General features: G+C 62.3%; 18 protein-coding genes, 2 tRNA genes and 3 pseudogenes. 14 read left to right on the forward strand and 9 right to left on the reverse strand.

Annotation, left to right across the window (positions count from 1 at the left end; genetic code table 11):
* Nucleotides 1-235: 235 nt before the first annotated feature.
* Nucleotides 236-751: pseudogene (locus tag MET49242_RS11155) on the reverse strand (hypothetical protein); the annotation flags it as partial.
* 65 nt (nt 752-816) lie between these two features.
* Here MET49242_RS11155 and MET49242_RS11160 point away from each other — a divergent pair.
* The 3 genes and pseudogenes from MET49242_RS11160 to MET49242_RS26135 all read left to right on the forward strand — a co-directional run.
* Nucleotides 817-1,629, forward strand: coding sequence for an IS5 family transposase (locus tag MET49242_RS11160; RefSeq protein ID WP_036279258.1), 813 nt, complete (start codon nt 817-819; stop codon nt 1,627-1,629).
* A 6-nt stretch (nt 1,630-1,635) separates the two neighbouring features.
* Nucleotides 1,636-2,286 (forward strand): annotated as a pseudogene (locus MET49242_RS11165) (IS110 family transposase); the annotation flags it as partial.
* 300 nt (nt 2,287-2,586) lie between these two features.
* Nucleotides 2,587-2,715, forward strand: a pseudogene (locus MET49242_RS26135) (IS630 family transposase); the annotation flags it as partial.
* On the opposite strand, the gene MET49242_RS11170 reads toward MET49242_RS26135, so the two are convergent.
* Nucleotides 2,676-3,119, reverse strand: coding sequence for a site-specific integrase (locus MET49242_RS11170; protein ID WP_158497289.1), 444 nt, complete (start codon nt 3,117-3,119; stop codon nt 2,676-2,678). The pseudogene MET49242_RS26135 and the gene MET49242_RS11170 overlap by 40 nt on opposite strands.
* Before the next feature lie 175 nt (nt 3,120-3,294).
* Here MET49242_RS11170 and MET49242_RS11175 point away from each other — a divergent pair, with 175 nt between their 5' ends.
* From MET49242_RS11175 to MET49242_RS11185, 3 genes are all read left to right on the forward strand, one after another.
* Complete coding sequence (locus MET49242_RS11175) at nt 3,295-3,612, forward strand: hypothetical protein (protein WP_036282982.1); 318 nt, start codon at nt 3,295-3,297, stop codon at nt 3,610-3,612.
* A gap of 292 nt (nt 3,613-3,904) precedes the next feature.
* The gene (locus tag MET49242_RS11180; protein WP_084679010.1) at nt 3,905-5,512 is read left to right on the forward strand and encodes a carboxylesterase; all 1,608 of its coding nucleotides are present in this window, start codon (nt 3,905-3,907) and stop codon (nt 5,510-5,512) included.
* A 674-nt stretch (nt 5,513-6,186) separates the two neighbouring features.
* Complete coding sequence (locus MET49242_RS11185; protein WP_036282984.1) at nt 6,187-6,519, forward strand: hypothetical protein; 333 nt, start codon at nt 6,187-6,189, stop codon at nt 6,517-6,519.
* Nucleotides 6,520-6,617: 98 nt separating this feature from the next.
* On the opposite strand, the gene MET49242_RS11190 is transcribed toward MET49242_RS11185, so the two are convergent.
* Together MET49242_RS11190 and MET49242_RS11195 are read right to left on the reverse strand one after the other, a co-directional pair.
* Nucleotides 6,618-7,661 carry an AI-2E family transporter gene (locus tag MET49242_RS11190; protein ID WP_036282986.1) on the reverse strand — a complete coding sequence of 348 codons (1,044 nt, stop codon included), beginning with the start codon at nt 7,659-7,661 and terminating at the stop codon, nt 6,618-6,620.
* Between the two features lie 139 nt (nt 7,662-7,800).
* Nucleotides 7,801-7,877: transfer RNA gene (locus tag MET49242_RS11195), tRNA-Arg, on the reverse strand.
* Nucleotides 7,878-7,990: 113 nt separating this feature from the next.
* On the opposite strand from MET49242_RS11195, the gene MET49242_RS11200 reads away from it, so the two are divergent.
* The gene (locus MET49242_RS11200) at nt 7,991-9,112 is read left to right on the forward strand and encodes a methyltransferase (RefSeq protein ID WP_036282988.1); all 1,122 of its coding nucleotides are present in this window, start codon (nt 7,991-7,993) and stop codon (nt 9,110-9,112) included.
* A gap of 36 nt (nt 9,113-9,148) precedes the next feature.
* Here the strand turns inward: MET49242_RS11200 and pgi are convergent, their stop codons facing one another.
* Complete coding sequence (pgi, locus tag MET49242_RS11205; RefSeq protein ID WP_036282990.1) at nt 9,149-10,792, reverse strand: glucose-6-phosphate isomerase; 1,644 nt, start codon at nt 10,790-10,792, stop codon at nt 9,149-9,151.
* A gap of 184 nt (nt 10,793-10,976) precedes the next feature.
* Here pgi and MET49242_RS11210 point away from each other — a divergent pair, with 184 nt between their 5' ends.
* Nucleotides 10,977-12,017: a hypothetical protein gene (locus MET49242_RS11210; protein WP_036282992.1), complete on the forward strand. Its 1,041-nt coding sequence runs from the start codon at nt 10,977-10,979 to the stop codon at nt 12,015-12,017.
* On the opposite strand, the gene MET49242_RS11215 is transcribed toward MET49242_RS11210, so the two are convergent.
* Both MET49242_RS11215 and MET49242_RS11220 read right to left on the reverse strand, forming a co-directional pair.
* Entirely contained in the window at nt 12,014-12,979 is a 966-nt protein-coding gene (locus MET49242_RS11215; protein ID WP_036287775.1) for an L-threonylcarbamoyladenylate synthase, read from the reverse strand. The genes MET49242_RS11210 and MET49242_RS11215 overlap by 4 nt on opposite strands.
* On the reverse strand, nt 12,976-13,728 hold the full coding sequence (locus tag MET49242_RS11220) for a peptidase (RefSeq protein ID WP_036282994.1): 753 nt from the start codon (nt 13,726-13,728) through the stop codon (nt 12,976-12,978). The genes MET49242_RS11215 and MET49242_RS11220 overlap by 4 nt, the downstream gene beginning before the upstream one ends.
* 110 nt (nt 13,729-13,838) lie before the next feature.
* Between MET49242_RS11220 and mtnA the strand changes: the two genes are divergently transcribed.
* Nucleotides 13,839-14,939: an S-methyl-5-thioribose-1-phosphate isomerase gene (gene mtnA, locus MET49242_RS11225; RefSeq protein ID WP_036282996.1), complete on the forward strand. Its 1,101-nt coding sequence runs from the start codon at nt 13,839-13,841 to the stop codon at nt 14,937-14,939.
* On the opposite strand, the gene MET49242_RS11230 is transcribed toward mtnA, so the two are convergent.
* Nucleotides 14,936-15,586 carry a class II aldolase/adducin family protein gene (locus MET49242_RS11230; RefSeq protein WP_036287778.1) on the reverse strand — a complete coding sequence of 217 codons (651 nt, stop codon included), beginning with the start codon at nt 15,584-15,586 and terminating at the stop codon, nt 14,936-14,938. The two genes, mtnA and MET49242_RS11230, sit on opposite strands and share 4 nt — an antisense overlap.
* Nucleotides 15,587-15,719: 133 nt before the next feature.
* Here MET49242_RS11230 and MET49242_RS11235 point away from each other — a divergent pair.
* The 5 genes from MET49242_RS11235 (at nt 15,720) to MET49242_RS23370 (ending at nt 20,053) form a co-directional block, all read left to right on the forward strand.
* Nucleotides 15,720-15,795: transfer RNA gene (locus MET49242_RS11235), tRNA-Ile, on the forward strand.
* 274 nt (nt 15,796-16,069) lie between these two features.
* Nucleotides 16,070-16,804: a TetR/AcrR family transcriptional regulator gene (locus MET49242_RS11240; protein ID WP_244430794.1), complete on the forward strand. Its 735-nt coding sequence runs from the start codon at nt 16,070-16,072 to the stop codon at nt 16,802-16,804.
* Nucleotides 16,805-16,969: 165 nt separating this feature from the next.
* Nucleotides 16,970-18,262 (forward strand): selenium-binding protein SBP56-related protein, encoded by a 1,293-nt coding sequence (locus MET49242_RS11245; RefSeq protein WP_036282998.1) that lies wholly within the window; start codon nt 16,970-16,972, stop codon nt 18,260-18,262.
* Between the two features lie 2 nt (nt 18,263-18,264).
* Nucleotides 18,265-18,975 (forward strand): SCO family protein, encoded by a 711-nt coding sequence (locus tag MET49242_RS23365; RefSeq protein WP_051134140.1) that lies wholly within the window; start codon nt 18,265-18,267, stop codon nt 18,973-18,975.
* Between the two features lies 1 nt (nt 18,976).
* Complete coding sequence (locus MET49242_RS23370) at nt 18,977-20,053, forward strand: cytochrome-c peroxidase (RefSeq protein WP_084679011.1); 1,077 nt, start codon at nt 18,977-18,979, stop codon at nt 20,051-20,053.
* Here the strand turns inward: MET49242_RS23370 and MET49242_RS11255 are convergent.
* Nucleotides 20,048-20,881, reverse strand: a complete 834-nt coding sequence (locus MET49242_RS11255; RefSeq protein WP_084679013.1) for an enoyl-CoA hydratase — start codon at nt 20,879-20,881, stop codon at nt 20,048-20,050. The two genes, MET49242_RS23370 and MET49242_RS11255, sit on opposite strands and share 6 nt — an antisense overlap.
* Nucleotides 20,882-20,979 lie beyond the last annotated feature (98 nt).

Here is a 20,979-nt window from a genome sequence, read left to right on the forward strand (position 1 = left end):
TTGGAACGACGGCTGGGACAAACGTCGTGGTTCCAATTGGAACCGCCAGTCAGGCGGGCAAATAAGAGAGCAGAGAGCGGGGCCATTTAGTTGCCGCCCCTCCCCCATTTCATTTGTCCGACGTCGCAGTAGCCGGAGACGCTTGGGACGGATGTTGCGGGGTCCGTGAGGGCCGACTGCGCCCAAGTTCAATTTTGAACCGGCGTCGACCTCGGCCCATCTCTTTCTCGCAAAACTATCTCGCCTTTGGATGTGGCGCGCCGAGGTATGGGAACTCGTTCAGGATATCTGTGTGCGGCTTAAGCCCATCGGGCGGGATATCGCCCTTGGACAGGAAAGCGAGACGGTGATTGATGACATCGTCGGCAAAAACACGGCCGTTGGGGTATCCCGCGGGCTGCGAAGGATCGTAGCTTAGCATGTCGGGCAGGATGGCATGAGCATCGATGGCATCGATCGCTTCGTCGCGGGTGTAGTTGCCAGTATGTCCCATCAGGTGGATAAATTGCTCAAGCCAGCGCTGACGATCGTTGACCGGTTCGCTGGCGTTATATTCCTCCTGGGTCTCATCAGTGTTGAAGAAGCTGCTGACCGACGGGTGACCGGCGCGATCGACATGAACGAGTTCACCGTCCCGCCGCACGCTGCATCGTCCCCAAATGCGGATCGCAGGATTGCCGCCAAGTTCACTTGTCGGCAATTCGATCACAGTCGAGAGCACATTGGCTTCCGTGTTCGAATCCTTGCCAGTCCAGGGAGACTTGCCGCCTAGAGGGTGTTATGTACTTTGGTGATTGATTGTCTTAGTAGAATCGGATGTCTCCGATTCGCAAACCTTATCCGTCTGACGTCAGCGACGAAGAATGGTCGCTGGTTGCGCCTTATCTGACGCTCATGGACGAAGGCGCGCCGCAGCGTCAACATTCGCTGCGCGAGCTGTTCAACGGCCTGCGTTACGTGCTGCGCTACGGCATCGCCTGGCGCGCCATGCCCAACGATCTGCCGCCATGGTTCGCCGTGTATCAGCAATCGCAGCGCTGGCTGTCGGCGGGCGTGTTCGAGGCGCTTGCGCAGGATCTGCGCGCCCAGTTGCGCGTCGCTTCCGGGCGGGCGGCGGAGCCGACGGCGGCGATCATCGACAGCCGCACCTTGCGCTCGACCCCTGAGAGCGGCCCACGAGCGGGCTATGACGGCGCGAAGCGAAAGCGCGGCTCGAAGCTGCACATGGCAGTCGACACATTGGGCCATTTGCTGGCGTTGCATGTCACGCCGGCGAATGTCGATGACCGCGCCGAGGTCGGCAAGCTCATCGCAGCCGTGCAGGATGTGACAGGCGAAAGCGTCGAACTCGTTTATGTCGATCAGGGCTACACCGGCGAAAAGGCGTCCGAGGCCGCAAAGGCGCAGGGCGCCGAGCTTTGCGTCGTCAAACTCGCCGAGGCCAAAAAAGGCTTCGTGTTGCTGCCCAAGCGCTGGGTGGTCGAGCGTTCATTCGCCTGGGCGACGCGATGCAGGCGGCTCGTCAAAGACTACGAGCGCTATGCTCAGACCCTCGCAGGACTCCACGTCGTCGCCTTCGCATGTCTCATGCTCAAGCGCGCAGCAGATTTCATGATCCAAGGTGCATAACACCCTCTAGTCGCCAATAGGGTTAGACTTGTGAACCAGATCCGCGGCCTACTCGGCGAGCACGGCGTCGTTATTGCGCAGACCATCGGCAATCTTCGGCGCGCTTTGCCGCGGATCGTCGACGAGGAAAGCAACGGTCTGAACAGCATTGTTCGGGAGTTGATCGGCGAATTGCGGGAGGAATTGATCGACCTTGATAGGCGGGTCGCAATTTACGATCGCAAAATCCGGGAATTGTATCGAACAAGCGCAGCATGTCAGCGCCTCGGCATGGTCGAAGGAATTGGACCTATTACTGCGACAGCGCTGGTCGCAGCGGCTGGCGATGCAAAATGCTTCAAGAATGGACGGCAGTTCGCGGCATGGATCGGACTTGTCCCGAGACAACGATCGAGTGGCGGCCGATCGCGGCTGCTCGGCATCAGCAAACGCGGCGACCGATATCTTCGTACCTTGCTTATCCACGGCGCACGCGCCGCCTTGGGCCGGATACGAGGGAAGCAGGATCCGAGAAGCCTTTGGCTGCTCAAAGCGCGCGAACGCCATCATCCAAATGTCGTCGCCGTCGCGCTCGCCAACAAGAACGCGCGGATCGCATGGAGCTTGCTCGCCAGCGGCATGAGCTACGATCAGCGTCTAACCGTCAGCTCGGCCTAACCGCAGCTAAGCATCCGGGAAACAGACAACCAACGAGATTCCCACCAGCAATTGCAACGATTGGCAGTGATGGCGAAACGGTCACTCCGTCGATTCCCGAACCTGATGTGTGGACCGGCATGGCGAGAGCCAATGCCTTGGGGGCATTGAGGTGGAAGCGCGCGAAAATCCATCGAGGCTCGCGGCAAGAACTTTTTCGGCCGCATCATGAAGCCGGATATACGTCAGCAGTTGTGACCGAAAGTCGGAACTGTCAAAGCCGTTGCAATCGGGCGGGGTCCATATACGTCCACCCCATCAGTTCAACAGGCGCAGCAGCGAACCATCGATGAAACCTGGCGACAGATCGGACGCCTCGCAAAAGACATCCAGCCACAAGAATGCAGCAACTACTTCACAAACGCAGGATACGCTTCCGTCAAAATATGAAACCGTCTAATGTGATTCACCACACGCTCGATTATTGGCAAGGCGACGTCGAGCCGCGCCATGCCACTGAGGGCCGTGCGCCGAAGATCGTGCAACGCGAACGGCGGCATGGCGTCATCGCCCGACGCCTTCGCCATGGCCGCCAAGGCGTCGTCTAACCGCCGCTTCGCCCGCGAAAAGCCCGACGGCGGCGTGTCGCCCGAAGAAAACAGAAAGCCCTGCCCGCCGCCGAAACGCGGCAATGCTGCGATGATTTGCAGGGCTTGCGGCGACAATGGAACGCGATGTTCAAGGCCATTCTTCGAACGCGCGGCGGGAATCGTCCACAGCGCCGACGCAAGGTCGACGTCGGCCCAAGTCATGCCCGCGACTTCGCTACGCCGCTGGCCCGTCAACGCCAGCAATTGAAATATCAGCGGGTCCTAGGTTCGATCCCTAGTGTGCCCACCAATAAAATCATAGATTTATGTTGGCTTTTCGGCCGCTGGAAATTCCCCGTAAAAGCGTTAAACAGTTATAAGCTTTCCGAGCCTTCGATCGGGCTTCGACGGACGCCTTTTACATTTCGGGGACGATCCAATGAACCTCGCCGTCACCCTGGCGCTTCTTTTCTCACTTACCAGCGTTTCCATTCCCGACGTGGCGGATGCCCAGCCGGCGCACCCTCGCCCCTTCGCTGGTAATCAGACGCCCCGTTCCGCGCGCGCCAAAGTCAAAGCGAGCCGCGTCGGCGGCGTCGAGACGATCAAGCCTCAGGAACCCCCGTCGAAAGATCGCGAAAGCGGGAGCGGCTGGAACGGCGCTTACGTCGGCGTCAACGCCGGAGCGGGGTTCGGCGCGACAGCCGGGACCAACGTCGTGCTTCCTTTCGGAGCTTCAGGACAGCCGGAGAGATAGGATAGCCGAGTATCGACAGCGGCTCGGTCTCGACGAGTCCCGGCAAAAATGCGAGGCTTGGCGCAGAGGCCAAATTGGGCTGCGTTCGCGTAGCTCGATCTGGAACGAGACGCCGACGGAGCATCATTTTCCCAAGACAGACCCGGCCGGCCGCCACGGGTGAAACCGGGACTTCCCGAAAATGTCGGTCGAATCTCGGGGACGGATTCAAACGACCAATTGCCGTCCATGAAGATGGGCTCGTCGATGCGGCTGACCAAAATCGACCGGGCAGCGGATGAGGACCCAATACATGCTAAGCGCGGCGTTCAATATCGTAAAATGGTCCTTGGCGCTGCTGAGTCTTGTCGCAATTATATTTCTCGGCGTTCGGATTTATGATTCTCAACGCGGCCTGCCTCTCGACGTGTGGCATACCTACGCGCCCGACGAACTGAACGTCGAGGAAATGGAAAAGGCGGATTGGCGCGACTACCTCGCAAACGAGGAGAAAATATTCGATTTGATGCGTGTCAACGTCAGCAGGAAACTTACCCCCGACGAACAAGTCCCCTTCAATCGATACTTCGAAGGTAGTCCTGTCTATCCGGCAAATTTCCTGCGGGACTGGAATCGCTCCTATACTTTGGAGCCTTCAGGACCGCCGTCAGGCGCCGTCGTGTTGCTGCACGGATTGACGGATTCTCCTTACAGCCTGCGTCACATTGCTTCTTATTATCGAGATCGGGGTTTTTTTGCTGTCGCCATCAGATTGCCCGCGCACGGTACAACGCCCGCAGCCTTGACGACCGTCGAATGGCGATCATGGGTGGCGGCCACCCGGCTGGCTGTGAGAGAGGCGCGACGACGGGCGCCCGCTCCTTTGCCAATCCACATCGTCGGCTTCTCGAATGGCGGATCGCTTGCCCTGAAATATGCGCTGGACGCCATAGAGAACAAAGATTTGGCGCGAGCCGACCGGCTGATACTGATTTCGCCAATGGTCGGCGTCACCCGTTTCGCGCGCTTCGCGGGTTTCGCGGGGCTTCCGGCAATGTTTCCAGCCTTCGCCAAGGCCGCCTGGCTCAGCGTGATGCCGGAATTCAATCCGTTCAAATATAATTCCTTTCCCGTAAACGGCGCGCGTCAATCCTATCTGCTGACAGATTCGCTTCGAACGCAGATCGCCGCGCTTCAACGTGACCGACGATTGGGGGATCTGCCGCCAATTCTCACTTTTCAGTCCGTGATGGATTTCACGGTCAGCACGCCGGCGGTCCTTTCGGGGCTTTACGATCATCTTCCCGCCAATGGCAGCGAACTGGTCCTGTTCGACGTGAATCGTAACGTCAAGTTCGGACCGCTGCTTCGAGAAACTGCCGATACAAAACTTTCAAGGATCGTGCCGCCCTGGGTCAGAAACTACCGCCTGACAATCATCACCAACGCTGGCGAGGGAACCGACGAGGCGTCGGAGCAGGTGGTGGAGGTGGGCGCGGTGGAGGAGCACAGCCGCAGGCTTGGCATTGACTATCCAAAAGGCGTCTTTTCGCTCTCGCATGTTGCATTACCGTTCCCGCTTAGCGACTCGCTTTATGGCCTGACGCCCGATAACTCCGAGGACTTCGGCGTCCACCTGGGATCTCTCGCCCCGCGCGGCGAGCGGGGCACGCTGATCGTCAGTCTCGACGCCCTCCTGCGCATGTCGTCAAATCCGTTCTTCCCTTATCTGGTCGAGAGGATCGGAGCGCAGATTCCGGTCTCTCCGACCCGAAAGGTTCTCGAGCCCGTCGGAACGGCGCCTGTTCCAGAACGGCGGGAAGAATTTGTTCCCTCCCCGCCTGCTGCTGCTCCAGCGCAAAACCATAACCGCTCGCCGGCGAAGGGCGACAGCACGACGAGAAGTCGGCGCTCCCGCTAAAAACATCCGCACGACACGCCAAAAAAACCGCCCAAGGTCAAGGCTGGCTATGGAGAGCGGCGCTGCGACGGGACGCCCGCCGACCACTGTCGTCATCTTGACGGCGGCCAAATTTAGGAGGAACATGAGTGCTGTAATATTAACGATTTCGGGGAGGACACAAAAAGTGGACGTCGAAGCTGAAAAAGACAAAACAATCTCTCGGCGGTCATTCGTCGCCGCATTGCTCGGCGCTGCGCTGGTAATTCCGGCCGTTACTCTTGCGCCCTCGGACGCGGAAGCCCAGGAGTCTCAGGAGCGGCAATTCACCAGTTTTCGTCACAAGCCGCGAACGACGCGGCCCCGGAGCCATACGAGAGGATCACGTCGCCATCGGCGCGTCGCCCGCGTGCGACACACCGGGCGCCCGCAGCCGCGCCCTGACGTTCCCCAGCAATAAGTCGGGTCTCGTCCCGGACCGCGTCGCTCCTGAAATAAATCGGGGCGACGCGTTTTCCTGCGTTATGACGGAACCGGCGACTACCTCAATTTTTTGTTTGTAAATTCTTCGGAATTTACCAAGCGCCGCGCTAAAATCGAGCGCTCGAGCCAAGCCCCTGCAGTCTCGCGAACCCATGACAGGCAGGCGCCTGAAGAAATCGCCGAGAAAGTTGAAACGGCACGGAGAGATTTAAATGCTTTGGCTGATCCGGTTCACAGGCCTCCTCGGCAAAGCAGTCGTGCTCGAATTTGTCCACGTATTTGGATTGATAGTGTTTCTGATCGCGATTCTGCTCGGTTATTTCCGCAGTTACTGGTGGACCGTGCCTGCGCTCGCCATAGTAACAGGATTTATCGCCGATAATTTTATCGACCACGTCTATCTGACGGACATACTCGAAAGGGCAGTTTCCGCGAACAGACGCGGCGCTTTCGTGATCATCGTCTATTTTGCGATCACAATCAGCGGATACCTCGCCGGAATTATCGGTCGCATTCTCTTTAATCGGCGGAGACGCGCCAGTTAAGATCGCTTACACGTCGCTTCCAAAGATATCGAAATGCTCTGGCCCGACTGATGAATTTGGTCTGCAGGTAACGCTCCCCTTGTGCGTGTTTGTGAAAGTCACGCCTCCAATTCACCGGCGGCGGCGCGGCCGCCGGACAATATGTCGGCGATCCAGCGCGTCGAGGGGAACTCCTCGAAAAGCGTCAGCGCAGCGATCATGAGTGGAACGCCCAGAAAGGCGCCGAGAGCGCCCCACAGGAATGTCCACAATACGATCGAGAAAAGCACCAATGGAGGCGAGATCGACAAGGCCGAGCCCGAAAAAACCGGTTCGAGATAGCTGCCGATGACGGCCTGGATGAAAGATATGCCTAACAAAACAAGCAATGGGGTCTCGAATGATCCGAACTGAACGAAGGCAAAGAGCGGCAGAGCGGCCGTGACGATCAGCGATCCGATGTACGGTAGGTAATTGAGCGCGAACGCCAGCACGCCCCACGCGCCCGCCATCTCCAGATGCAGCAAGACGGCGAACCCCCAAACTGCCAGGCCCGTTGCAATACTGGCGACTGTCCGCACCAACATATAAGTGCGAAATTTCACCCCGATCTTTCTGCCCGCCGCGATCAGACGTCGGCTGGCATCCTGATTCTTCAGCGTCGCGATACGCCCGGTCAAGATGTCCGCTTCGCCAAGGCCGAGGACAACATAGATCAATACGATGACCGCGAAGGCCATGATGGTGTTGGCGCGTATCGCCATTGCATGGATCATTCTAACGACTGTAGCAGGGTCGAAGTGATCCGAGAGAAGCGCGAAGACGAAAATGTCATGTTCTTCGAGCCAGGCGGTCGACGAAATCAGCGACTCCTGAATGCGATCGAGATTCCCGCCGACCCACTCCGCCACCTGGCGGCCGCCCCAGACGATAACGGAAAGAAGCGCCAGGGCGAGGGTAGCCGTCACCACGACCGTCAAAGCCAATGCCATCGCCTTCCCTATTTTCGACCTCAGCGTCTTCTGCATCGGCCAGGCGATCTCGATGATGAAGATCGCGAATACGACTGGCTCCAGCACAGCCTGGCCGACCTTACATGCTGCGAGGATGAGAAGGACGGCCACGATAACGGAGGTCGATTCAATTACATTTCCGCCGCCCATGATGATTCTTCCGTCGTTAGACTCGCCACACGGCAGCGAGTGGACCCGTTCGGGGCCGTCGCATTTTATGAATCCGGGGCCGGGCGTGCGCGGGTGACGCCTGCGAAACTTTGATGCGAACCGATTCCCTTGATTTCGCTGGCGCGCCCGAAAGGATTCGAACCTTTGACCTCTGCCTTCGGAGGGCAGCACTCTATCCAGCTGAGCTACGGGCGCCCTTTGCGCTTGGGCGTCACTTTTCTACAGGAAGGAATACGCTCCTGCAACGCCATCGAGGCTTCGCCTCGTCCGGGCGGCGTGCTATCGGGAGAAAAATTCGGAGAAACGGCGTGGCGGCGTTTTTTGAGGAATGGATCGACCGGCTGCGGGCGGCGCGCGACAGGCTTATCGCCGATCCTGCGTTCCAGCGCTGGTCGCTGGCCAATCCGCTGACCCGCGCCATCGCCCGCCGCCGCGCCCGGGCGGCGCTCGATCTCACCGCGGGCTTCGTCTATTCGCAGGTGCTTTTCGCCTGCGCGCGGCTCAAGCTTTTCGACCAGCTGATCGACGGCCCCCTGACTTCGGGGGAGATCGCCTCGCGACTCGCGCTTTCCGAAGACGCGACGCGGCGACTGCTCGACGCCGCCGCCTCGCTCGATCTTGCGGAGCGGCGCTCCGGCGGACGCTATGGACTCGGCCAGCTCGGCGCGGCCTTTGCGGGTAATCGCGCCGCGCTGTCGCTCGTCGAGCATCAGCCCCTGCTTTACGCCGATCTCGCCGATCCGGTGGCGTTGTTGCGCGGCGAGCGGCGCGCCCGGCTCGCCGACTACTGGCCCTATTCGGACCTGACGCAACCGAAGTCGCTCGGCGACGAACAGGTCGCGCCGTACAGCGCGCTGATGGCCGCCTCGCAGCCGATGGTGGCACAAGAGGCGCTCGACGCTTACGACATCACGCAACACAGCCGCCTGATGGATGTCGGCGGCGGAGAAGGCGTGTTTCTCGCCGCGGCCGCCGAGCGGGCGCCGCAACTGCAACTGACGCTGTTCGACCTGCCTGCGGTCGCGGAACGCGCGCGGGCGCGCCTCGGCGCGGCGGGCCTGCTGTCCCGGGCCGAAATATCCGGCGGCGATTTCCTGCGTGATGCGCTGCCGCAAGGCGCCGACGTCGTCACGCTGATCCGCATCGTGCACGACCATGACGACGAATCGGCGCTGGCGCTGTTGCGAAATGTGCGCAAGGCGCTCGCGCCCGGCGCGACGCTGCTGATCATCGAGGCGATGTCGGGCGTGAAGGGCACCGAGCCGCTCGACGCCTATTACGGTTTTTATACGCTGGCCATGGGCCGCGGCGAGCCGCGCAGGGTCGAGGAAATCGAGGCGTTGCTCACGCAGGCGGGCTTTGGCGAGTTCCGTCTGCTACAAAATGCCCTGCCGACGCTGACGAGCATTCTGGTCGCGAAGGCGGCGTAGAGGAGGCGCCGCGAGTCTGGCGCATTGCAAAGCCCTTCAGCTCGTCGCCGACCGCCGCCAGGCGATGAGACCCGCCGTCGAGGCGTCGAGGCCCTCGGTCGAGGCGCCACCGTTTTCGACGATCGGCGCCAGACGGCTCGCAAGCTCCTTGCCGAGCTCCACGCCCCACTGGTCGAAGGGGTTGATGTCCCAGATCACCGACTGCACGAACACCTTGTGCTCGTAAAGCGCGACGAGACGCCCGAGCGTGCGCGGGTCGAGACGGCGATAAAGCATGACGCTCGACGGACGGTCGCCCGGAAAGACCTTGTGCGGCGCAAGGGCGTCGACTTCGTCCTCGTTCAGGCCCTGTGCGCGCAATTGGGCCTTGGCCTCCTCCAGCGTGCGCCCGCGCATGAAAGCCTCGGCCTGGGCAAGACAATTGGAGAAAAGCAGCGCGTAATGATGCGCGTCGGCCGCCGTCGGCACAGCCGCGACGAGGAAGTCGATGGGCGTGACGTCGGTTCCCTGATGCAGCAACTGAAAGAACGCGTGCTGGCCATTGGTGCCGGGCTCGCCGAAAATCACCGGCCCGGTCTGATGCGTGGCGAGCCCGCCGTCGCGCGTGACGGACTTGCCGTTCGATTCCATGTCGAGCTGCTGCAGATAGGCGGGGAAGCGCGCGAGACGCTGATCGTAGGGGATCACCGCATGCGCGCCGCGTTTCATGACGTTGCGATGCCATACGCCGAGCAGGCCCATCAGCGCAGGGATGTTTTTGTCGAGCGGCGCGGAACGGAAATGTTCGTCGATGTCGTAGCCGCCCTGAAGGAACTGCGTGAAATTCTCGGGCCCGACGCTGAGCACGAGCGCAAGTCCGATCGAGGACCACAGCGAATATCGGCCGCCGACCCAGTCCCAGAATCCAAATACGCGGGAGGCGTCGATGCCGAAGGCCGCGACCTTGTCGAGCTTCGTCGACACGGCGGCGAAATGCTTGGCGACTGCATCCTCGCCGAGCGCAGCGACGAGGCGCGCGCGTGCGCTCGCCGCATTGGCCATCGTTTCCTGCGTCGTAAAAGTCTTCGAGGAGACGATGAAAAGCGTGCGCGAAAGATCGAGCGTGGCGAGCGTGTCGGCGAGATCGGCGCCATCGACATTCGAGACGAAATGCGCGCGCGGACCCTCCGAGCCATAAGGCGAAAGCGCGCGCGCCGCCATCGCGGGGCCGAGGTCGGAGCCGCCGATGCCGATATTCACGACATCCGTGAAAGACAGGCCCGTCGCGCCTTTGGCCTCGCCGCTGCGCACGGCGCGCGCGAAGGCGAAGACCTTCTCCCGCTCCGCCTCGATCAGCGGCCGGACATTCTCGCCTCCGATCATGAGCGGACGCGTCGAAAGATCGCGCAAGGCCATGTGCATCGCGGCGCGATTTTCAGTGTTGTTCACCGCTTCGCCTGAAAACAGCGCGTCGCGGCGCGAATCGAGATTGCGGGCCTTTGCGAGCGCGACGAGCAGATCGAGCGTCCCGCGCGTAATCTTGTGCTTGGAGAAATCGAACAGAAAATCGTCGTCGAGCGCGACGCTGAACTTCTCGAAACGCGACGGGTCCGTCGCGAAGAGATCGCGCGTGCGCGTGTCTTCAAGCGTTGGCGCATGTGTCTCGAGGGCGAGGAAGGCGGCGGCGACGGCGTGGGACATATTGGTCTCGGACAGGGATAGAGCGGCCGAATCGGCTGCGAAGCACGGCGTTGTTTATATCAGAACCGCCTGAATCCGCTCGTGTTGCGTTGCAGCGACAGCTGTCCGAGATTTCACTGTATTGTGACAGAGGGATGTGAAAACCATATCGGTTCAATGACGCTTTTCTGACAGAAGGACGACGATGAACCCGATCCCTTTCCTCGACGTGCGCGACGGCGGACCCGTGGCCCATGCGCAGGCGCGGGTCGACGCCGCAGTCGCCTTGCGCGACGCCTGTCTCGGCGTCGTGGCCCCGCTCGGGCGCTTCTGCCTGTCGCCGATCGACCGCGTCGCCGCCAACTGGCTGCGACGTTCGGGGTCCGCCTATCGCGCCGAGCTGGAGCATGTCGCCGCTATTCTCGGCTTCCCCGGCGCCATGACGCTCAACATGTCCTATCTCTTCGCCTGCACGACGCAGGCTTATGAGGGGGTGGACGGCCTGCCGCGCATTCGCCGCACGCTCGATTGGCCCTTCCACGGCCTCGGCAGGGCGGTCGAGATCGCTTGGCAATCTGGACCGGCCGGCGACTTCTACAACGCCACCTGGCCGGGCGCGGTCGGGGTTCTCAGCGCCATGGCGCCGGGACGCTTCTGCGCGGTCATCAATCAGGCGCCGATGCAGCGGCGCACCAGCAGCGTCCTCGGCTTTCCTTATGACGCCGCGGTCAATCTCCGCAATGCGCTCAAGAGCGAGGGCGACTGGCCGCCGGATCATCTGCTGCGCTACGCCTTCGAAACCTGCGAAACTTTCGAGGAGGCGGTGCGGCTGATCGCCCGCGAACCGCTGTCGCGCCCCACCCTGTTCACGCTCGCGGGCGTGAAGCGCGGCGAGATGGCGCTGATCGAGCGCACCGAGCGCGAGGCGCGCATCATTCGCGGTCCCGTGATCGTCGCCAACGACTGGCAGGAGCCACGGCCCGGCTGGCAGGCGCGCATGAACCAGGAGAACAACGAGCATCGCAAGGCGGCGATGCACAAGGTGACGCCGGACGCGCCGCTGTTTTCCTGGGTCGAGACGCCTGTGCTCAACAAGCTGACGCGGCTGGCGGTCGAAATGCGCTCGGCGGGCGCCGGCGATCTCGTCGCGCGCGGATATGAGTGCCCCTATCTGAGAGGCGAGCCGCTGGCCGCAACGGAGGATTTCCACCTTCGCGCGGCGACGCCGACGGCGCTGGCCGCCTAATCCAGCCTCGGCGCGCTGGCTCGGCGCAGGCGATCATTGATCGCCTCTCCCAGCCCGCGCTCAGGGATATGCGCCACGGCGACGCTGCGCACCCCGCGCGCGTCGAATTCGCGCAAATAGGCGAAAAGATTGGCCGCCGCCTCGACGAGATCGCCAACCGGCGAAAGATCGAGCACGGTCGCGCCCGGGGGCGCCAGCGCCGTCAGCCGGCCGCCGAAATCCAGCGCCCCTTCCCCGGGCTCCAGCTCATGCGCCTCCAGCCGCAGCCGCGCGTCGGGGGCGTAATGCGAGGCGGTCATGCCCGGCGCGAGCACCTCCGCCCGGGCGGGCGCCGCGAGTTTCTCGCCGAGAACCTTCTCGATCGCCTCGCGCGAGATGGCGCCCGGGCGCAGCAGGATCGGAGTCGCCTCGCAAAAGGAGACGATGGTCGATTCGAGCCCCGCCGTCGTGCGGCCGCCGTCGAGGATCATTTCCACCCGGCCGGAGAGATCTTCCGCCACATGAGCCGCCGTCACGGGGCTGACATGGCCGGAGCGATTGGCGGAGGGGGCCGCGATCGGCCGCCCCAGCGCCGCGATCAGCGCCTGCGCGACCGGATGATCCGGGATGCGCAGGGCGACGCTCGGCAATCCGGCGCGCGCGAGTTCGCAGACCGACCCGCCCGGGGCGACGGGCGCCACGATTGTCAACGGCCCCGGCCAGAAGGCTTCAGCGAGACGCAGCGCCGCTTCGGGCAGCAGCGCCTCGCGCCGCGCAGACTCAATATCCGCGATATGAGCGATGAGCGGGTTGAAGGATGGCCGCCCCTTGGCGTCATAGATGCGCGCGACCGCCCAGGCGTTTGTGGCGTCGGCGCCGAGACCGTAGACCGTCTCGGTGGGGAAAGCGACGAGCCCGCCCTCCCGCAGCGTGGCCGCCGCCCGAGCGATCGCGGCGGCATCCGCCCCGGCGAGAACCGTCACGATCCGCGGCCGCGATAGGGCGGCGCCGGGATCGCCATATGAGCGGCGCGCAAGGCCTGTGACCAACGTTCGCGCAGATCGCGGAAATATTCGTCACTGGCGTCGATGCGCGTCGACACCTCCAGACGCAGCGCGTCGCGCCGCATCATGGCGATGTCGATCGGCAGGCCAACCGACAGATTGGAGCGGATCGTCGAATCCATCGAGATCAGGCCAATCTTCAGCGCGTCATACAGGTCGGAATCGAAATTGACGGCGCGGTCCAATATCGGCTTGCCGTATTTGTGCTCGCCGATCTGGAGGTAATTGGTGTCCGGCGTGCATTCGATGCTGTTGCCGGCGGTGTAGATCATGAACAGCCGCGGCGCGCCGGCGCCGATCTGGCCGCCGAGCAACAGCGAAACGTCGAAACTCACGCCCGCCGCCTGCTCTACCGAACTATGAGCCTCCTTGCGCGCGCGCCGCACCGCGCGGCCGATCAGTTGCGCGGCCTGCAGCATGTTGGTCGCGGTCATGATGCTCTCGGTCTCGCCCGTCTCCGGGTTCTCGAATCCATCGGCGATGAAGTTCACCACGCCCTGCGTCACGGAGAGATTGCCGGCAGTGGCGAGCATGAGCGCGCGCTCGCCCGGCTTCTCGAAAATGTGAAGCTTGCGAAAGGTCGCTATATTGTCGAGGCCTGCGTTGGTGCGCGTGTCGGCGACCATCACAAGTCCGTCGCGCACCATGATGCCGCAGCAATAGGTCATAGAAGCTCCCCGAGCCGAGCGCGCCGCCCTGGCTCGCGCTCGCCCCGGTTTACAAGTTCCGGGCCAGAAGGCACAAGTGTTGGAAGGCTCCCCGCGAACAATGTTTCTCCATGCGCATAAATGGTCGCGACTACAGGACGATCTGGATCGATGACGACGGCCGCAGGGTCCATGTCATCGATCAGACCCGCCTACCCCATTGTTTCGAGACCCACACGCTCGACGATAGCGACGCCGCCGCGCGCGCGATCAAGGAGATGGTCGTGCGCGGCGCGCCGCTGATCGGCGTCACGGGCGCCTATGGGCTTGCTCTTGCGGCAGCGCGGGATCCCGACGACGCGGCGATCGAGGCAGCGCATAAAAAGCTTCTCGCGACGCGCCCGACGGCGGTGAATTTGCGCTGGGCGCTGGACCGTTCCCGCGACCTGCTGCTGGCGGCGGCGCCGGAATTGCGAGCCGATCTCGCCTATGCCGAGGCCGGGAGAATCGCCGAGGAGGACGTCGCCTCCTGTGCGGCCATTGGCGATTTCGGCGCCGATCTGATCCGCGCGGCGGCGGAGAAGAATCCCGGACGGCCAGTGAATATCCTCACCCATTGCAACGCCGGCTGGCTCGCGACGGTCGACTGGGGCACGGCGCTGGCGCCGATCTACAAGGCGGCTCGGGCCGGAATCCCCCTCCATGTCTGGGTCGACGAGACGCGCCCGCGCAATCAGGGGGCCAGCCTCACGGCCTATGAGCTTCTGGGCGAGGGGATTTCGCATACAGTCATCGCCGACAACGCCGGCGGCCATCTGATGCAGCATGGGCTTGTCGATCTCGTCATCGTGGGGAGCGACCGCACCACCCGCGCGGGCGACGTCTGCAACAAGATCGGCACCTATCTGAAGGCGCTCGCGGCCCACCATAATGACGTCCCCTTCTATGTCGCCCTGCCGAGCTCCACCATAGACTGGCGCATCGCCGACGGCGTCGCGGACATTCCGATCGAGGAGCGCGAGCCGCGCGAGGTCACGCACATCATCGGCCGCGCGGGCGACGGGTCGATCGTCGAAGCCCAGCTCACGCCCGACGGCTCGCCCGCGCGCAACTACGCCTTCGACGTCACGCCCGCGCGTTTCGTAACGGGCCTCATCACCGAGCGAGGCGTATGCGCGGCGACGGAACGGGGGCTGAAGGAGCTGTTCCCCGACCTCGCGGACGCCGCCTAACGCTCCCGCGGCCCGTAGGATTTGAAGCGCTCGACGGTGCGGTAAATCTCGTTGTCCGGCAGGATCACCGGCTCGCCGGCGATCGAGCCGAGATAAAACACCTGCGCGAGCGCCTCCAGCTCCACCGCGCGCCAAAGCGTCTTGCGCATATCGGCGCCGGTGACGATGGCGCCATGATTGGCGAGCAGCACGCCGTCCCGGTCCTTCAGCCCTGCGACAACAAGGCGCGACAGCTTCTCCGTTCCATAGGGCGCATAGTCGACGCATCGCACGGTCGGCCCGCCGAAAGCCGCGATCATGTAATGCACGGCGGGAATCTCGCGCCGCAGCGTCGCGAGGGTCGTCGCATAGGTCGAATGCATGTGCACGACGGCGTTCACATCCGGTCGGGCGCGATAGATGTCGAGATGAAAGCGCCATTCGCTCGATGGCGGCAGCGGCCCGTCATAGGCGCCGTCATGGCTGTCGAACTTCATGCAAGCGATCGACCCGGGGGCGAGTTCGCGACTGGGCACGCCGCTCGGTGTGACCAGCGCCGAATCGCCGTCGCGCATCGAGAGATTGCCGGCAGAACCATGGTTCAGCCCGAGCCGCTCGAGCTCCTGCGCCGCGGCCACGATCGCCGCACGCTTGTCGCTTTCCCTCATCGAAGTCCCCTTGCCCGTCGCAACCCGTCCGCAACCGCCCGCCACGCGCGTCGCCGGCGCGGCGGCCCCGCACGCAATGATATTGCCCCCGGCGTCGATTGCGGTATAGGACGGTTCGTCCCCCGCGACGGCGGGGCCGGTAGCTCAATGGTTAGAGCCGGCCGCTCATAACGGTCTGGTTGCAGGTTCGAGTCCTGCCCGGCCCACCAATAAAATCAACATCCCGGCGCACTTTTCAGCCAGATGGCGCCTCGCGCCCATTGCCGGTCCGCGACGCCCGATCATTGTGGTCGATATGCTGGGAAATTCCGCCGCCTTGCGAATCACGGCGTTCTCACGGACCGGTGGGGCGGCGGTCGCCTGAAACGATGATTCAGGCCGAAACGATCGAGTCGAGCCAGCAATAGACAAAGCGATGGCCTGCACCCGCTTCCGTCACGGCAATTTTCCGAGAATTCGCGCGAATTTTGGCGGTCGCCCCGCGTGACGGGCGAGGAATTCGGGAAGGTCGATCTGCTTGGGCGTCACCGTCACGGACGCGGCGCCAATTTTTCGATCGGCCGAAAACTGAACATCCCCCTTTCCGGCTTGCCAAATGAGACGACCGGTCGTATTCTGTCCACCATGAGCAAGCGCGACATCAAGGAACTTCGGGAAAAGCTTCTGGACCAGGGCGTCGCCCTCCTGATGGAGCAGGGCTATCACGGCACCGGCCTGCAGGAACTGGTGCAGAAGGTCGGCGTGCCGAAAGGGTCCTTCTACAATTACTTTCCCAGCAAGGAGGCATTCAGCGCCGAGGTCGTCAAGCATTACATCGACCCTTTCATCCGTCAGCTCGACGCGCACCTTCAGCGCAGCGACGTGAAAGCGGAGGCGGCGCTGAAAGCCTATTTTCGGGAGTTGATCGAAGAGACGGAGCGACGTGATTTCAAGGGCGGCTGTCTGCTCGGAAATCTCATCGGCGAGATCGGCGACACCAGCGACGCCTGCCAGACATCGCTCCGCGAGGCCGTGCATCGCTATCGCGACAAGCTGCGCGAGGGTCTCTCCCGCGCACAGCAGGAGGGCAGTTTCCGCAAGGACATGGACGCTAAGGAAATGGCGGATTTTCTCGTCAATGTCTGGCAAGGCGCGCTCCTGCGCATGAAGATCGAGAAATCGGTGCGCCCCCTCGTCCAGTTCTGTGACTTCCTGCTCAATGACTATTTCAAGGCGTGAACCTCATTTGACCATTTTTAAGACGACCGGTCATCTCATTTTGGCGCCTCGAAAAAAGTCCCGACCGCAGCAAATGACTCTGAAGAAAAACAGGAGTTCGATATGAAACGCCCGACAACAAACCCGCCAAATATTTGCGCCTTCTTGAACGGAAGGCCGCCGAACATGTCGCAGCTCGTCAGCGGCGCAGTCGTCGCATGCAGTCTCGCTTTCCTTCTGTCAGGCGCGGGGCTCTCCGCCCGCGCGGACGAGACCTGCAATTCGCCCTTCATGACAGGGCTCATCAAGGGGCAGGAACAATATCTCCACGTCTGGACGCTCGGCGAAAAAGGCGTGGGCGACGAGTCCGACAAGCTCGTGACGGTCGATGTCGTTCCCGGCTCGCCGACTTACGGAAAAGTCATCAACACGATTTCGGTCGGCGGCCGTGGCGAGGCGCATCACATGGGCTTCACCGATGATCGTAAATATCTCTGGGCCGGCCGTCTCGACGACAGCAAGATCTTCATCTTCGACGTCGGTTCCGATCCGTCGAAGCCGAAACTCGTGCGGATCATCGACGATCTCGCGGAAAAAAGCGGCTACGTCGGCCCGCATACTTTCTACGCCCTGCCCGGCCGCATGCTCGTGCAGGCATTGTCGAACAAGAAGGACCACGGCGGCGCGACGGGCCTCATCACCTACAACAATGCGGGCGAGCAAATTGCGACGACGCCCATGCCGCTCGACAACGGCGGCGACGGCTATGGTTACGACATCGCGATCAATCCCGGCCAGAACCGGATGCTGACGTCGAGCTTCACCGGCTGGACGAATTACATGATGGATCTGTCGCAATTGATCCAGGACAGCGCCGCCATGAAGAATTTCGGCAACACGATGGTGCTGTGGGACCTGAAGGCCATGAAGCCCGAGAACGTCTTTTCCGTTCCCGGCGCGCCGCTCGAAATCCGCTGGGCGCTGAAACCCGGCGCCGACTGGGCGGTCACGGCAAGCGCGCTGACGTCGAAACTATGGCTCGTCAAGCAGGACGAGAACGGTCAATGGCAGGCGAAGGCTGTTGCGGACATCGGCGATCCGTCGAAGATTCCGCTGCCGGTCGACATCTCGATTTCGTCGGACGCTTCCCGCCTCTGGGTCAACACATTCATGGATGGCTCGACGCGCCTCTTCGATCTTTCAAATCCCGAGGCGCCGAAGGAAATCTACTCGAAGAAGATCGGCGCGCAGGTCAACATGGTCTCGCAAAGCTGGGACGGCAAGCGCGTTTACTACACGACCTCTCTTCTCGCCAATTGGGACAAGAAAGGCGCCGACAACGAACAGTTCCTGAAAGGCTATTCCTGGGACGGAAAGGAGCTGAAGCTCGATTTCGCGATCGATTTCACCAAGGAAGGTCTCGGCCGCGCGCATCACATGAAATTCACGGCGCGCCAGCAGAAGGCCGAGTTGCGGTGAGAATGACGGGCATGAAAATGAAAGGCGCGCGCGCGCCTTTCACCGCCGGCGTTGTCGCGACTCTCTGGATCGCGACGGCGTCGGGGCTTTGCGCCGAGCCTGTGCCCCCGAGCGTTGCAAATCTTCCCGCGCCCGGGAGCTACAGTCTCAATCGCATCCAGCGCGTTCCCGAAGCGCAATTGCTGGACGCGGACGGCAAGCCTGCGCAGCTCGCCAGCTTCACGCGCGGCGCAGTGACGGCGCTCGGCTTTTTCTACGGCCATTGCGCGGATCCCGCAGGGTGCCCGGTCGCCTGGTCGGCGTTCGAATCCCTGAGGCGCGAGGCGAGCAGCGACCCGCTGTTGATGAACAAACTGAGACTGATATTTGTCAGCATTGATCCGGCGCATGACACGCCCGCGACGATGCGGCTCCTGCAAAAAGCGGAAAGTGGGGCAGATGCAACTATTCCATGGACATTTCTGACGAGCAGTTCGGAAGACGATCTCGCGCCCCTGCTTCGGGAGATGGGTCAGGATATTTCATTCGAAACCGACGCAGACGGCAAGCGCACGGGCGTCGTCAACCACATGCTGAAAGTCTTCCTCATCGACCCGAACGGCTGGGTGCGAGAGATTTACACTACGGCCTTTCTTGCGCCGGAGAACCTTCTCAACGACGCGCGCACGCTCGCCATCGTCCATTCCGAGGCGAACAATCGTGGAGCGCCCTGACATGTCGCATCCGATGCTGCGGGCTTTGAAATGCGTCGCTGTGACGATCGCGCTCGTCATCTGCGTGACGGCGGCAGACGCCGAAGAACGCAAGCCGCTGCTCGGCCTGCCCGCCGTTCCGTCAATGACCGCAGGCTCGGAGGCGATGCGCAAGCTGGGCGAGCGTCTCTTTTTCGACCGAAGCCTCTCCGCCAACGGCACATTGTCCTGCGCGATGTGTCACATCCCCGCGCAGGCCTATGCGTCGAACCAGAGCGCGCTTTCGATCGGAATGGAAGGCCGATCGTTACGCCGGAACGCGCCGTCGCTTTACAATGTCGTATTCAAGAAATTCCTGTTCCACGACGGACGCGAGACGGACCTCGCCGCGCAGGTCTGGGGACCGCTCCTTGCTGCGGATGAAATGGGCAACCCCGCCATCGGACCACTTCTCGATCGGCTGCGTAATGATCCCGCATATGGCGCGGCCTTCAGCGCCGCCTTTCCGGGCGAAGGCGTCACGATGATCACGCTCGGCCGCGCGATCGCCGCCTTCGAGGCGACATTGCTTATCGGCGACGACCGCATCGATCACGCATTGTTTGGCGGCGAAAAGAGCGCGCTCACGCCGCAGGAATGGCGCGGCTACGACATATTCGTCACGAAAGGCGGCTGCGTCTCATGCCACGTGATCGGCGACAAAATTGCGCTCTTCACGGATCAGTCATGGCACAATACGGGCGTGGCGTTCGCGAAGCGCAATCCGGTCACGACTCGCGTCGAGCTGGCACCCGGCGTCTTTCAGGACGTGCAGCTTTCGGCGATCGGGCTCGACAAGGCGGAAGTCAGGCATGACGTCGGTCGCTTCGAAATCTCGCGCAACCCCGACGATCGCTGGGCCTATACGACGCCCATGCTGCGCGGCGCGAAGAATTCATGGCCCTACATGCATGACGGAAGCTTGAGGACCCTTGCAGAGGTTGTCGAATTCTACGACCGGGGCGGCGGCGCCAATCCGGCGCTCGATCCGAGGATCAGGCGGCTCGGCCTGACGGAGGAGGAGAAAGCTGCGCTGGTCGCCTTTCTCGAGTCGCTATGACGCGTCTCTCTGCACCCATTGCGGCGCCCGCTTTTCGAGAAAGGCCGCTATGCCTTCGCGCGCGTCCGCCTGCAGCATATTCGCCACCATCACGGCGCTCGCGTCTTCGTAGGCCTGCGACAGGGGCGCCTCCACTTGACGGTAGAAACATTTCTTGCCGAATGTAATCGCCTGCGCGGATTTTTGCGCGATCTTCCGGGCAAGCGCCAAGGCCGGCGCGCGGGCGCCATCCGGCGAAACATGATTGATGAGGCCGAAACGCAAGGCGTCATCGGCGTCGAACACGTCGCCGGTGAGCAGCATTTCCATCGCGTGCTTGCGCGCAAGATTACGCGATAGCGCCACCGCCGGCGTCGAGCAGAAGAGTCCGATGTTCACGCCCGGCGTGCAGAAGCGCGCGTGCGGCCCGGCGACGGCAAGATCGCAAGCCGCGACGAGCTGGCAGCCGGCCGCGGTGGCCATTCCGTCAACGGCGGCGATAACGGGCTGCAGCATACCGACGATCTGCTGCATCACATTCGAACAGGCGCGCATCGTTTGCGTAAAGAACGCTTCGCCGCCGTCGTTGTCGCTGCGATGCGCGGTCATTTCCTTGAGATCGTGACCCGCACAGAAAACGTCGCCTTCCGCCTGAACCACGATTGCGCGCACGCCCGGCTGTTGCGCAGCTTTTGCAAGATTCTGCGCCAATGCTTCGAGCATGGCTGACGACAGCGCGTTTCGCGTTTCCGGGCTGTTCAGCGTGATGATCGCGACGGGGCCGTCTTCGGCCAGCGTGACAAGCGCGCGCGCCACGTTTTCGGAGCGGGGATTTTCCTGTTGCGTCAACGTCTGCGTTTCCTCGTCAAATCCGCTCCTGACCCGACAGGTCAGGGAAGCGCCACCCGATCCGCGTCAACTAGCATTTCGATTGCACCGCTCAAGAG

This window comes from Methylocystis sp. ATCC 49242 (assembly GCF_000188155.2).
GTDB lineage: Bacteria > Pseudomonadota > Alphaproteobacteria > Rhizobiales > Beijerinckiaceae > Methylocystis.